The sequence below is a fragment of the Gordonia prachuapensis genome, from assembly GCF_036350515.1.
Taxonomy (GTDB): domain Bacteria; phylum Actinomycetota; class Actinomycetes; order Mycobacteriales; family Mycobacteriaceae; genus Gordonia; species Gordonia prachuapensis.
Map to the genome: position 1 here is coordinate 1 of NZ_JAZDUE010000009.1, position 13,301 is coordinate 13,301.

Below are 13,301 nucleotides of genomic sequence, written 5' to 3' on the forward strand. Positions count from 1 at the left end.
ACACCAACCCCACGCCCTTCATCTGGCACAAAACCGCAGACGAAATCCTGCAACGCCTCGCCGGCTACTGCGCCGCGATCAACGAGAACAACAATTAAACGACGAATCTACCTGACAGGACACTAGGCGAGCACGCGTATCGAAACCAGTTGCACTGACCACGATCTCGATACGCCGGCTCGCAAGCTCACCGGCTACTCGATCAACGGGGGCAACCGGCTACTCGATCAACGGATGAACCCACTCGGTCAACGCGCGAACCGCACGCCTCACCCGGCCGTCGTCCGCCGCCGCGCCCGCGATGCCGTGACCGTCGTGCCCATGCTGGCGAACACGATCAGCATGATCGCCCCGAGCCGGACTGCGCCCAGGGACTGATCGAGCAGCAGCCAGCCGGCCACCGCGGCGACGATGGGCTCCAGACTCAGCAGCACCCCGAACACGTGCTTGGGGAGGCGGCGCACCGCGGCGAACTCCAGGGAGTACGGGATCACCGACGCGAGCACGGCGACGGCCGCCGCGAACGCCAGCAGCCGCACGTCGGTGAACGCCGCCGCCGCACCCGAGGCACCCAGCGGAGCGACCACCATGGCCGACACCACCAACGCCACGGCCAGACCGTCGTTGCCGGGCACGAGCCGACCCGCGGTCGAACTGGTCAGGATGTACCCGGCCCAGAACGCCCCGGCCAACAGTGCGAACGCCACGCCGACGAGGTCGAGCCCGTCGGCATGCAGCACCCCCTCCACGCCCAGCAGTCCCATGCCGACCACCGCCAGCGACACCCAGGCGAGATCGGCGCGGCTCCGCGACAGCGCGGCGGCCAGGATCAGGGGACCGGCGAACTCGATCGACACCGCCACACCGAGCGGTATCCGATCGATCGCCGAGTAGAACGCCGCGTTCATGGCGCCGATGGCGATCCCGAATGCCAGAACGGCCGTCCATTCCGTACGCGTCCACCGCCGGATGTCCGGCCGGATCACCACCAGCAGGATCAGTGCCGCAATGGCCAGACGCAGTGTGGTCGCCCCGAGTGCCCCCACATGCGGGAACAGGTGAACGGCGAGAGCGGCGCCGAACTGCAACGAGATACACGATCCGAGGATCATCAACACGGCCGGACCGGTCTGGTCCACACCGCCGCAACCCGATCGCCTTGTCGTCGCCGTCGCTCTCATGCTGACAGCATCACGCGCCGAATCCGGTCAGTCCAGTGAATGTTTTCGCGTGATATCCATCAGATTCTCTTACCATTGGAGGGTGCTGAACGTGACCCGGCTGCGCATCCTCCGTGAGCTGCATCTGCGCGGCACCCTGGCGCAGGTCGCCGACGCGCTGTCGTACAGCCCGTCAGCGATCTCACAGCAGTTGTCCCTGCTCGAACGCGAGGTCGGCGTCCCGCTGCTCGAGCACGTCGGCCGCCGAGTCCGCCTGACCGACGACGCGGTCACCCTGGTGGGACACACCGAGGTGGTGCTGGCACAGCTCGAGCAGGCCGAAGCCGAACTCGCGGCCACCCAGCCGAGCGTCAGCGGTACATTGCGCGTCGCCTCGTTCCAGTCCGTGGCGCTCGAGATCGTGCCCCCGGCCCTGACCCGGCTGAACGAGGCCTACCCCGCCCTGCAGGTCGAGATCACGCAGCGCGTGGTCGACGCCGCATTCAGCGGCCTGCTCGCTCACGACTTCGACCTCATCCTCGGCGAGGAGTATCCCGACCTGCCCGACCCTCCGCGAACCGGAACCGACCGCGCCGACCTCGTGCGCGATTCGCTGTTCCTCGCCGTGCCCTCTCACGGTCCATGGGCACAGACGCCAGAGAGGATCGCCGACCTGGCCGACGCACCGTGGGCCCTGGACCCGGAGGGAACCGCCAGCGGCGACTGGGGGCGGGCCGTCTGTCGTGGTGCGGGTTTCGAACCGCGGGTGATGCTCGAGGGCCCGGATCCGTTGCTGCATGCGCAGATGGTCCGGACCGGACATGCCTTGGCGTTCGTCACCGCGCTCATCGCCGCCGAACACCTGCGCGGTGCACAGCTCGCCGCCCTGCCGGGCGATCCGGAACGAATTCTGTACACGTCGGTGCGGGCCGGACGCACCGGCCACCCTGCCGTCGTCGCGTTTCGTGACGTGCTCGCACAGGTCGCGGCCGAGCGGCGTCTCGACGAGCCGCGCCACCGGTTGCGGGCAACCACGGGCTAGTCGGTCGCCACCGGACGCGGCCGTGTCGCTTTCGTTGCCTTTTCTAGGCCGTTCCGATGCCACAGCGGGGGCCTCGGGGTTCACTCGGGCGCCTATCCTGCACTCAAGCCGAGTGGGGGGCCGCCCGAAGGGATGGACCGCCGATGGGACGAGTACGTCACCATCGAATCGCCGCGGCCACCGCGGCGGTCGTCGCCGCGCTCGCGATCGGCGGATGCGCGGGCTCGGCACAGCCTCCGACTCCGGAGCCTGCTTCGCCACCGCCCGAGAACATCCCGGCCTCTTTCGACGTCACCTTCCGCTGGCTGACCGGAGGCGTGTTCGATGTGTTCGGACAGGAAGGCACCTTCGTCCGTGCCTTCGTCGAATCGTTTGAGCTGGCGAATGCCGGACGCTCGGCGGAGTGGGGATACCGGGGATTCGAGGACGCGGCACCGTCGAACATCGGGCAGATGGTCGAGTTCTACCCGTCGGAGACGACCGAGACCAATCCCGGTGTGGGCACTGCGTTCTTCACCGGCCTCCGTCGCGTCGACAAGGCGGACTGGACTCGAATCGTACTGTGCCGCTATGGGTATCGATCGATCAAGATGACCGACGGTGAATGGTCGATTCGACTCGACGCGCCACGGCCGGTCGAGATCGACTTCCGCCGCAGCGGGGTTCTCCCACCGGGTAACACCCGCGGGACCGCACGGACGCCCGACGGTGATGTCTTCGGCGACTGGCATGTGACCCGATACGACTTCGCGGCGGTCTACCCGCGCACCACCGCCGATGAGCATGCGTGCGCGGCCGCTGCTCCGGCCGAAGTGCCGTCTCGTCTGCCCGGCCAGACCGATTCGCCCTGGCCGCCAATGCCGCCGGACCCGGGATGGTGGACTTCATCGCCGCTGTGATGGTTGCCGCTGTGATGATCGCGGTTTCGATGTCGGCGTGAACCCTGCCCCTTTCAAGGTATAGCGGGGACCGGGGCTTGCCGCAAGGCCCCCGGCACGCTGCACAATGGTCTCCTCTGCGTGCGCCGACACCGACTGCGCGGAGCCTTCGCCCGCCGCCGATCACCGTCCAACCGTTGCCGCGTTGTGCCCAAACCTTCACTCCGACAGTGCCACCGATCCATCCTTGCCTGATCCCGGGAGCCGCCCACATGCCACCGTTGACCACGTCCGTTTTCGATCTCGCCGCCCATCCCGCCAAGGACGAGCCCGCCCGGATCACCGACGACGAGCGGCACTTCGCCGCGATGTCGACCAGCCTCGACGAGCTGATCGCCGACCTCACCTCTCGCCTCGACGTGCTGCGGAGGACATCCGCACGCAAAGGCAAGCAGGCGATCGAACGTGATCTGGAGATCCACGAACTGAACCGACGACTGCGCACGCTGCGACGCTTCCGCCTGGATCTGTGCCTGGGCCGGATCGTCAGCGGCAATCCGGAGGACGGCTCCGTCGAGGTCCACTACATCGGCCGCATCGGACTGACCGACCGAACCGGACGTCAACTCCTGATCGACTGGCGGGCGCCGGCCGCTGCACCGTTCTTCTCGGCCACGCCCGCACATCCGATGGGGCTACGGAGCCGGCGTCGGTACCGGTGGGGGCGCGGTCAGATCGTCGACTATTGGGACGAGGTGTTCACCACCGACGCCGCCGACGACGGATCGCTGGTCCTCGACGACGACTCGGCGTTCATCGCCGGTCTCGGCGCGAGCCGTTCGCCACGCATGCGGGATGTGCTGAGCACGATCGCGTCCGATCAGGACACCATCGTGCGCGCCGACTCGCACGGTGCCCTGGCGGTCGACGGCGGCCCCGGCACCGGCAAGACGGTGGTGGCGCTGCATCGCGCCGCCTACCTGCTCTACGCCGACCCGCGTCTGGCGGGCAACCGCGGAGGTGTGCTGGTGGTGGGCCCGCACGAGCCCTACCTCGGATACATCGCCGATGTGCTGCCGAGCCTCGGCGAGGAGAGCGTGCAGACGGTGACGCTGCGCGACCTGCTCCCCGAGGGCGCCCGCGCACGGCCCGAGACCGATCCCACGGTGGCCCGGTTGAAAGCATCCTCCTCGATGGTCGATGCGATCGAACCCGCGGTGCGGTTCTACGAGACCCCGCCGACGACATCGATGACAGTGGAGACCGACTGGGCCGATGTGGTTCTCACCCGACCGGACTGGGCGGAGGCCTTCGCCGCGCCGGAGGCGGGCACACCCCATAACGAGGCGCGTGACCAGGTGTGGGAGGCCTTGGTGGACATCATCATCGCGAAACACGATCGCGACGTTCCGACGACTCAACTTCGGAACTCGTTGGCAGACAATGAAGAACTGACGTCGACTCTCGGCCGGGCGTGGCCGATCCTGGAGTACACCGATCTGGTCGGCGACCTCTGGTCGGTGCCCGCCTATCTGCGGCTGTGTGCCCCCGAACTGGTTCGTGACGACGTCGCCGCACTGCAGCGCACCGATGTCGATGCGTGGACCACATCGGATCTACCGCTCCTGGACGCCGCACGTCGCCGACTCGGGGACCCGGCCGCATCGCGGCGACGACGTCACGCCGAGGCGCAGCGGCGCGCGGGCCACGACCGGATGGAGCGCGTCGTCGACGAGCTGCTCGACTCCAGCACCTACGACGACGGCGAGGGCCTGATGTCGATGTTGCGCAGTACGGACCTACGCGACGTCCTCGACGACGCCGACACTGTGCCCACGAACGACGCCGATGTCCTGGCCGGACCGTTCGCCCACATCATCGTCGATGAGGCCCAGGAACTCACCGACGCCGAATGGCAGATGTTGTTGGCGCGCTGCCCATCTCGCAGCTTCACCGTGGTCGGCGATCGCGCCCAGGCACGTTCGGGGTTCACCGATACATGGACCGAACGCCTCGAGCGCGTCGGGCTGCGCGACGTCACGATGGCGTCGCTGACAGTGAATTACCGTACGCCGGAAGAGATCATGACCCACGCGGAGCCGGTCATCCGCGCCGCCCTGCCCGATGCCAACGTTCCCACGTCCATCCGGAGCAGCGGCCTACCGGTCCGGCATGCCGCGGTGGGGGAACTCGACGAGATCCTCCGAGTATGGCTGGCGGAGAACGATGAGGGCACCGCGTGCGTGATCGGTGACCCCGCCTTCGTCGGCACCGCACGTGTGCGGTCGTTGTCCCCGCAGCAGGCCAAGGGACTGGAGTACGACCTGGTAGTGCTGGTCAACCCAGATGAATTCGGGTCCGGGGTCACCGGCGCGGTCGACCGCTATGTGGCGATGACGCGGGCGACGCGCGAGTTGGTCGTGCTCGATCAGTAGGCCGAGTTGACGTTGTCCATCGAGCCGTACCGGTGGGCCGCATAGTTGCAGGCTGCCACGATGTTGGAGACCGGGTTCCACACATCGAACGCGGTACCGTGCACGTGGTAGGCCGCGAAGGTCGGGTCGATCACCTGCAGCAGCCCCTTGGACGGGATGCCGGCAGCGGCGTTCGAGTCCCACAGGTTGATGGCCTGCGGGTTGCCGGTGGACTCACGCATGATGTTGCGGTGGATGGCGTCGTAGCTGCCGGGGATGTTGTTCGCCCGCATGATGTCGAGGGCCTCACGAATCCAGCCGTCCAGGTTGTTCGGGTAGACCGGCTTGGGCGCGGGTTTGGGCTCAGGGGCCGGTGCGGGAGCGGGGGCCGGTGTCGACGTCGCCGACGGCTCGCTCGGCAGCGCGGCGATCGCCTCCTCGGCCTTCTTCTGGATGTCTTCGGTCTTGGCCGTGGCCGTGATCTGCTGGTCGGCCCGGGCCGGCTCGTCGACGCTCACCGATGCGACGGTGACCAGCGCGGCGAATGCCAGCGTGACCGACCCGATGACGTGGCTGGAGCGAGAGTGAAGCAAGCCGCGGGTACGGCGAAGCGAGGTAGAGACAACATTCATGAGCGTGATTCCTGATTGGGCCGGCCGGATGGCGACCGGCAGCATCCAGCCCGCCGACACGCGCGATGCGCTCGGCCGAGATGATGCTTGGTGAACTTGTTGATCGGGCGAAGGGACGCCCGGCGCATGGCGCAAAACCCGTTCGGTCGGGTGGTCGTCTGGCGCGGCTCGCTCAGACAGCGGCGGTGATGACCCTGATGGCCAACACGAGTCCGCGGATTGCGCATGCGGGATGGTTCCGCATAGCTATTCGACTTTCTCGTGCTGGGCAGACCGTCGCCTGCCTCCTGGTAGGTAACAGATTGATATACGTTCCTGAGGAATGTCCAATAGAGGACGCTTACGACAGCCGCGCGAGCGGGGTGCGGCTGACCCCCCGAGCAGCGAGATAGGTCATTTGACCTGCGGTTTCCCAGACCCTCCCGGCTGTGACGGGTTTCACACAATCAATGTCAAGAGACGACACGTTTCCGCCGCCGATTCGTTACCCATACGACACCGTTCGCTACCGCACCTCTGAGGATCCGGATCGTGCTGTGACGTTGGCCCCGTCCCCTTTTCAGTGGCTGGCCAGCAGGGGTGTTCCGGTGTCACGATGAACTCGTCCGGGGTGCAATCAATCAGGGCCGGGGGTGGTCGGCATGTATCGCATGACTCGCCGATGGTCCGTGGCGCCTCTGTTCAGCAGCAATCCGCTCGTTCGCCGGTCAGACCGGGCCGAGGCGTTGGCTGCCTGCCTGGCGGCGATACTCGCGGTGGTGGCGATACCGCTCGCCGCTCTGGTGATGGGCAACGTCCACGACTCTCAGATCGCCGCCGTCGAGCAGCAGGCGCGGACCATCCAGCCGATAACGGCCACAGCGGTCGATGACGCGACGGCAGTCGCCACCGAAGCCACGCCGTCCGGCATCGTCACGGCACAGTGGACACACAACTCGGTGACGCACACCGACACCGTCACCACCGACGACATCACCATCGATGCCGGCGACCCTGTCACGGTGTGGGTCAATCCACGCGGCGAGTCCACGCTGCCGCCGATGACCGCCAACGACGCGGCGATCAGCGCAGCTCTGGCTGCGGTCGGGTTCTACCTGGCGGCCATCTCGCTCGTCATCGGATTCGTCGTGGCCGCACGAGCCATCGCCGACCGGTATCGCCGACGCCAGTGGGACGCCGGTCTCGCCCTGTTGACCGGCGACGGTGGCGACCAGCTCCGGCACTGACCGATGGGATCACTCGACGACACGACGAACGTGGTGATGTTGACTCTGGTCATCCTCACCGGCGCAACGGCATCGGCCTGTGCACTGACCGCCGCCTTCGTCTACCTTCGCCCGAACCCCCACCGCGACAACGACACCCGGGATCGATTGGCTCGACGCTGGCTGGTCGCCACCGCGGTGTTCGGGTTCACGGCGATCGGGTTACGGTTCGTCTGGGCGCTGATCGCCTGACGACTCAGACCGACGCCGCGGAGTTGGCCAGGCCTTCCAAAGTGGTTGTGGCGTCGATGTACTCCCCGACCCACCGTTCGATGACCGCCGATGTCTTCTCCACCTTCTCGAACTGACCGACCACCTGGCCGACCGGGTTGAAGGCGACGTCGATGCTCTCGTCGGGGTACTTGTGGGTGGCGGCGACGGCCATGCCGGACACCATGTACTGCAACGGCATTCCGAGCGGCTCGGGATTGTTCGGGTCCTCCCACGCCTCGGTCCAGTCGTTGCGCAGCATTCGGCATGGCTTGCCGGTGAACGACCGGCTGCGGACGGTGTCACGGCTTCCCGCGTTGACGTAGGCCGCCTGCTGCGTGGGGGTGTTCTCGGCCTCTTCCACCATCAGCCACTGCGACCCCGTCCATGCACCTTGGGTGCCCAGCGCCAGCGCCGCGGCGATCTGCTGGCCGCTGCCGATACCGCCGGCGGCGAGTACCGGACGCGGCGCGACCGCCTTGACGACCTGCGGCCACAGCACGATCGAGCCCACCTCGCCGCAGTGGCCGCCGCCTTCGCCGCCCTGCGCGATGATGATGTCCACGTCTGCGGCCGCGTGCTTGAGTGCCTGCTGCGGGGAGCCACACAGCGCGGCGACCTTGCGTCCGGACTCGTGGATCTTCTCGATCATGTCCGCCGGCGGGGTGCCGAGGGCGTTGGCGATCAGCTTCACCTTCGGATGCTGCAGCGCTATCTCCACCTGAGGCGTGGCGGTCGCCTCCGTCCAGCCGAGGAGCTGCAACGAGTTGTCGTCGTCCTCGTTCAACGGGACTCCGTGGTCGAGCAGCAGCTTGCGACCGAAGTCGAGTGTCTCGGCCGGCACCATCGACTGGAGCATCTTGGTGAGCTCCTCGGTCGACATGTCGGCGTCCATGCCCTCGTACTTGTTCGGGATGACGATGTCGACGCCGTATGGGTGGTCGCCGATGTGCTCGTCGATCCAGTTCAGCTCGACCTCGAGCTGCTCCGGCGTGAAGCCGACCGCGCCCAGCACACCGAATCCCCCCGCCTTGCTGACCGCGACCACCACGTCGCGGCAGTGGGTGAACGCGAAGATCGGGAACTCGATGCCGAGCTCGTCACAGATCGGGGTGTGCATGCGGGACTCCTTCAGCACCAGGGCTCGAACTAGAACGTGTTCTAATCTTGATACTAGACGGGGTCCCGCCCGACAAGTGGTTGGTCCCGGTCAGTCCGCCTGATCTGCCCGTGCCATCGCGTCGCCGTATTCGTCGAGGTCGATCTCCTCCGCGGTCACCGTCTTGGTGCCGTTGTAGACGTCGCGGTCGATCTCGTCGTCGGCGTTGGCCACCAGCATCGCGACGAAGGTGTCGCCGTTGACGTTGAGGAAGGTGCGGAAGATGCCGGTGAACCAGTCGACCGCGATGAGCAGGCCGATCGCCTCGAACGGGAGGTCGAGGGAGGTGGCGAGGAACATCGCGACGACCGGGAACCCGCCCGGAACGGTGATGGTGCCCATGTTGAGCAGGATCGCCAGGCCCATGCCGAGGGCGATCTGACCGAAGCTCAGCGAGATGTCGCCGGCCTGGGCCAGGAACATGACGACGATCATGTAGTTGAGGACGGCGCCGTAGGAACCCATCGTCAATCCCACGGACAGCGTGAAATTCGCGATCTTCTGGCTGACGCCGACCTTCTCGACGGTGTTCTTCAGGACCGTCGGGAACGTGACCGCCGAACTGGTCGTGGTGATCGCGATCGCGGTCTGCTCGCCGAGCTTGCCCGGCAGTTTCGCCGGGTTCAACCGGGTCCGCATGGTGACGACCACGACGAACAACGCGAACAGGATCAGCACCCCGATCAGCGTCGTGCCCAGGTACTTCAGGGCGGTGGTCACCACCGAGAAGCCCACGTCTCCGGCCAACGCGGCGAGCAGGCAGAAGACGCCCACCGGGGCGATGTACATGACCAGCCGGATCATCGTCAGCACGATCTGCTGGACCTGATCGATGAACGTGAGGACGCGGGTGTCGCCGGTCTTGGTGATCTGCATGCGCAGCGCGATGCCGAACAGCAGCGAGAAGATGATGATCGGCACCATCGTCGCGGTCGACATCGCCTCGAAGATGTTGGTGGACACGAAGTTCAGCAGGGTCTCCTGCCAGCCGAGCGCCTCGTCGGCCTCCGCCTCCAGCGAGGAGTCCAGTTCACCGTCGAACACCATGCCGGCACCGGGCTGGATGAGCACGCACAGCACCCAGGCCAGAACTGCCGCGACGAGCGAGAACCCCAGCATCCACTTGAAGGTGCGAAAGGCGATCCGACCGGTTCCGGCGCCGGTCATCGAGCCGGTCGCGACGATCACCGACGCCATCACCAGCGGCACGATCGACATCTGGATCAGCCGGATGAACATGTCACCGATGAACTCGAGGTTGGCCGCCCACTCGCCGACGATCAATCCGAAGACGATGCCGGCGATCGCGCCCACCCCGATCTGGAGCGCCGGATTGGTCAAGGCTTTGCGCATTGGTGTCCTCCACGAATTCGGTTTCCCGCCATCTGCCGGTTGCGCAGCATTCGCACCGGGTGGAACGTATGCCAGGAGCGCTACCGGCACATCGCGACAGCGTTGCCTGCGGGTTTCGGCGTCCTGTGTAGGCTCGAACCCGGCATCGCCCGACAGGGCATCACCGACACAACGGGCATCACCGGCACAACGGAGATCGGCCCGACATGAACGGGATCATCGACATGAGCGCACCCCTCACCCCCGAAGGCGACACCGCTGTCAACGACATCGCGCAACGGCACGGCCTGTCCCGCGATGCGGTGGTGTCGATGCTGGTCGCCGTGAACGCCGGCGGCGGCACCATGGCCCAGTTCTCGATCCCCGAACTCGGCGGATCCGGACAGTGGATGCGCGGCGGGATGACCATGGTCGGCAACATGTTCGACAACGCGTTGAAGGCCCGAGTCGACACCCTCTGCAATGAACTGGCGCAGATGCTGGCCACCATGACGGTGTTCCCTCCCGCTGCAGCGCCGGCCGGGGGTTTCGCGGCCAACAACTGGTGGCCGGCCGAACTGGGTTCGCCGAGTTCGTCGGGCGGACAGAATCATGTGCGCTACGCGATCTTCCCGGGCCCTCGTCGGCTGGCGATCAACATCGACGGCGTGGTCCGGATCTTCGACACCGGTGAGCACAACATCGGCGGCGTCCAGCAGCAACAGGGCGCAGCGTACGGACTGGTGACCTTCACGAGCCAGTTCGGCACCTTCGACGTGTCGAGTCTGCAGGAGCTGGGCACCCAGCCGGGTGACGGGCCGGCGGCAGCAGCCCCTCCCGAGGCGGCACCGGCGTTCGCCGCCCCCGAACCTCAAGCGCCGCAACCTCAAGCACCGCAGCCCCAAGGACCAGAGTCGCAGGCACCGTTGCCTCCCACCGGGTCTGACGACTCGGCCGGGATCATCAGCGCCATCGAGTCGCTCGCCGGGTTACATCAGCGAGGCATCCTCTCCGACGAGGAGTTCGCCGCCAAGAAGGCGGAGTTGCTGGGTCGGCTCTGAGACGCGTTCCGTTCTGGCCGCAGTTCCAGGTTCCGGCTTGGACATGAAACTGCGGCCGGAAGCTGCAGGTGCGGCCAGAACGGAACGCAGCCTGAGCGGCCGATCAGCGTGCGGCTTCGATGACTCTCCTGGCCATCACGTCTGAGAGATGACGCGCCGCGAGTTCGTAGTCAGCGTCATCATGCAACACGGTCAGACCATGGGCAGCCGCGGTACCGCAAATCAGCAGATCCACAACTGACAGCGCCCGAACCGCGCCCGCTGCAGCGAGTCGGTGCTGCGCCGATTCGATCCACCGCCAGACCGACTTCGGCACTGGCACATCCGGGTAGATCTCTCGAAAAGCCTCGTTCATCTGATCGAGTTCGGCCACATTGCGGGCCGACCTGCGAAACTCGGCGCGCTGCGGTTCACACGAGCCGATCGCTCCGCCGATCAGGGCGGACTCCCAGAATCCGGTGAGTTCGGGCTGCCTTTGTAGCCGCCATACCGCGGAGGAGTCGACGATATAGAAGATCAAGCGCCGGTGGCTTTCTCATCTGCCCGCGCTTCCAGCCACCCTTCGTGGTCCCAGCCCCGCGCATACTCACGAGACCGTGCGATCGCCTCGATCCGCTGGAACCGCTCGACGTACTCCCGGAGCGCGAGATTCACGGCTTCTTTCTTGGTGTGCACTCCCGCAAGCCGCATGACCCCCGCGAGAGCCTCGTCGTCCAGATCGATCTGTGTCACGGCCACGGCAGCCTCCGATGTTGGTGATGTATGCAACAACGATACATCACCAACATTCCTGATCCGTGTGTCGTCGTCCGTCTGCACCGCACACTGGAGGTGCGGGCAACTGGAAGCTGAGACGAACGGAGGCGGTGACCATGGAAGTGTTCGCCGGGGTCCCGGTGACCGACCTGGAGCGGGCAATCGACTGGTTCGAGCAGCTGTTGGGCGACGTGGAATCGTTCGACCCGAATGACGTCGAACGGGTGTGGACGCTGGCCGAACACGGGCACGTGTATGCCGTGGTCGCTCCCGCGGACGCGGGACACGGCCATGTAACGCTGTTCGTCGACGATCTGACCGGGTTCCTGACGTCGGCGGAGAGCCGCGGTGTGGTGCCTGAATCGCAGGAAACCTACGACAACGGTGTCCGCAAGGCGATCTTCCGTGATCCGGATGGAAACGAGGTCGGTGTCGGCGGCCGGTAGCGATGGCATTCGGCAGATCTCGAGCGTGGTCAGCGCGGCTACGATGAGAACATGTCCGATTCCTGGTCGACCGAAATGCTGACCGCCGTGGATGATTCGCCCGAGATCGAGATCTCGGCCCGACATCCGGATGGACGGTACCTGCGATTCACCCCGGTGTGGATGGTCAGGCATGGGGACGACATCTACGTCCGCACCTGGTATCGCCGCGACACGGGCTGGTACGGGCGAGCAATCCAATCTCGCAGCGCCCGTGTTCGACTCGGCGGCATGCAGACCGACGTGGTGGTCACCGACGTCGGACGCGTCGACGGCAAGATCCGATCCGCGGTTGATGCGGCCTACGTCAGCAAGTACGGACGCAACGGGGGTTCGGTCGGGCGGATGGTCGGCGACGAGGCGGCGCAGACGACGTTGCGGCTGGACCTGGTCGATGAATGAGTGACCTGCTCGGCACGCCAGGTCAGTCCCTACGCTCCGACGCCAGCCGCTCGATGCGCGCGAGAGCAATCGCCAACACCGGCAGGTAGCCGACGGCCCAGATCGGCGCCCCGAAGCTCAGCACACAACCGCCGGCGGTCGGGATCACCTCGTGACGTGTGGCGTCGACTCCGGCGACCTTCCACGCCCACACTCGTCCCTCGCTGAACTCGGTGATCTCGAACGGCAGTGACACACCCACCGCGGTCGTGACAATGCCTCGCATACCGTTCGCCAACGGGGCATCGTTGTCGACCTTCGCGCCGGTCACCGTCGGTCCCCACCGTGACCAGGTGTCGACATCGGTGATTGTCGACCAGACAGTCTCCGGCGGGAGATCCACCCGGAGTTCGGCGCTCGGCATGCCGCGACGAAAGCCGCCGCGGATCCGCAGCGCCGACGTGGCCGTGTGCATCGCGCGTGCCATCGGTCGTCCTTCGGTGTCGGATGTCGGGGATCTGTCAGT

14 protein-coding genes and 1 pseudogene are annotated in these 13,301 nt (G+C 66.3%); 8 read left to right on the forward strand and 7 right to left on the reverse strand.

Annotated features, from left to right (window positions below; translation table 11 throughout):
- Positions 1–269 precede the first annotated feature (269 nt).
- Positions 270–1,181, reverse strand: coding sequence for an EamA family transporter (locus V1Y59_RS11910; protein WP_330505178.1), 912 nt, complete (start codon positions 1,179–1,181; stop codon positions 270–272).
- An 82-nt stretch (positions 1,182–1,263) separates the two neighbouring features.
- On the opposite strand from V1Y59_RS11910, the gene V1Y59_RS11915 reads away from it, so the two are divergent.
- The 3 genes from V1Y59_RS11915 (at position 1,264) to helR (ending at position 5,515) form a co-directional block, all read left to right on the forward strand.
- Positions 1,264–2,202 carry a LysR family transcriptional regulator gene (locus tag V1Y59_RS11915; protein ID WP_330505179.1) on the forward strand — a complete coding sequence of 313 codons (939 nt, stop codon included), beginning with the start codon at positions 1,264–1,266 and terminating at the stop codon, positions 2,200–2,202.
- A 143-nt stretch (positions 2,203–2,345) separates the two neighbouring features.
- Positions 2,346–3,101 carry a hypothetical protein gene (locus tag V1Y59_RS11920; RefSeq protein ID WP_330505180.1) on the forward strand — a complete coding sequence of 252 codons (756 nt, stop codon included), beginning with the start codon at positions 2,346–2,348 and terminating at the stop codon, positions 3,099–3,101.
- 251 nt (positions 3,102–3,352) lie between these two features.
- Positions 3,353–5,515: an RNA polymerase recycling motor ATPase HelR gene (gene helR / locus V1Y59_RS11925; RefSeq protein ID WP_330505181.1), complete on the forward strand. Its 2,163-nt coding sequence runs from the start codon at positions 3,353–3,355 to the stop codon at positions 5,513–5,515.
- On the opposite strand, the gene V1Y59_RS11930 is transcribed toward helR, so the two are convergent.
- Positions 5,509–6,126, reverse strand: coding sequence for a transglycosylase SLT domain-containing protein (locus V1Y59_RS11930; protein WP_330505182.1), 618 nt, complete (start codon positions 6,124–6,126; stop codon positions 5,509–5,511). The two genes, helR and V1Y59_RS11930, sit on opposite strands and share 7 nt — an antisense overlap.
- 641 nt (positions 6,127–6,767) lie before the next feature.
- Between V1Y59_RS11930 and V1Y59_RS11935 the strand changes: the two genes are divergently transcribed.
- Together V1Y59_RS11935 and V1Y59_RS11940 are read left to right on the forward strand one after the other, a co-directional pair.
- Positions 6,768–7,352, forward strand: a complete 585-nt coding sequence (locus V1Y59_RS11935; protein ID WP_330505183.1) for an Rv1733c family protein — start codon at positions 6,768–6,770, stop codon at positions 7,350–7,352.
- Positions 7,353–7,355: 3 nt separating this feature from the next.
- The gene (locus V1Y59_RS11940) at positions 7,356–7,583 is read left to right on the forward strand and encodes a hypothetical protein (RefSeq protein ID WP_330505184.1); all 228 of its coding nucleotides are present in this window, start codon (positions 7,356–7,358) and stop codon (positions 7,581–7,583) included.
- Between the two features lie 4 nt (positions 7,584–7,587).
- Here V1Y59_RS11940 and V1Y59_RS11945 read toward each other — a convergent pair whose 3' ends face one another.
- On the reverse strand, positions 7,588–8,721 hold the full coding sequence (locus V1Y59_RS11945; RefSeq protein ID WP_330505185.1) for a nitronate monooxygenase: 1,134 nt from the start codon (positions 8,719–8,721) through the stop codon (positions 7,588–7,590).
- A 90-nt stretch (positions 8,722–8,811) separates the two neighbouring features.
- Entirely contained in the window at positions 8,812–10,113 is a 1,302-nt protein-coding gene (locus V1Y59_RS11950; protein WP_330505186.1) for a dicarboxylate/amino acid:cation symporter, read from the reverse strand.
- A gap of 224 nt (positions 10,114–10,337) precedes the next feature.
- Between V1Y59_RS11950 and V1Y59_RS11955 the strand changes: the two genes are divergently transcribed.
- Entirely contained in the window at positions 10,338–11,153 is an 816-nt protein-coding gene (locus V1Y59_RS11955; RefSeq protein WP_330505364.1) for an SHOCT domain-containing protein, read from the forward strand.
- A gap of 103 nt (positions 11,154–11,256) precedes the next feature.
- Here the strand turns inward: V1Y59_RS11955 and V1Y59_RS11960 are convergent, their stop codons facing one another.
- A complete protein-coding gene (locus V1Y59_RS11960) occupies positions 11,257–11,673 on the reverse strand; it encodes a PIN domain-containing protein (RefSeq protein WP_330505187.1) in 417 nt (138 codons plus the stop codon).
- 65 nt (positions 11,674–11,738) lie between these two features.
- Positions 11,739–11,891, reverse strand: a pseudogene (locus tag V1Y59_RS11965) (type II toxin-antitoxin system VapB family antitoxin); the annotation flags it as partial.
- Positions 11,892–12,025: 134 nt separating this feature from the next.
- Between V1Y59_RS11965 and V1Y59_RS11970 the strand changes: the two are divergent.
- Entirely contained in the window at positions 12,026–12,355 is a 330-nt protein-coding gene (locus V1Y59_RS11970; protein ID WP_330505365.1) for a VOC family protein, read from the forward strand.
- Positions 12,356–12,406: 51 nt separating this feature from the next.
- The gene (locus V1Y59_RS11975; RefSeq protein ID WP_330505188.1) at positions 12,407–12,796 is read left to right on the forward strand and encodes a DUF2255 family protein; all 390 of its coding nucleotides are present in this window, start codon (positions 12,407–12,409) and stop codon (positions 12,794–12,796) included.
- Positions 12,797–12,818: 22 nt separating this feature from the next.
- Here the strand turns inward: V1Y59_RS11975 and V1Y59_RS11980 are convergent, their stop codons facing one another.
- Positions 12,819–13,199, reverse strand: coding sequence for an SRPBCC family protein (locus V1Y59_RS11980; RefSeq protein ID WP_330505366.1), 381 nt, complete (start codon positions 13,197–13,199; stop codon positions 12,819–12,821).
- Positions 13,200–13,301: the final 102 nt, after the last annotated feature.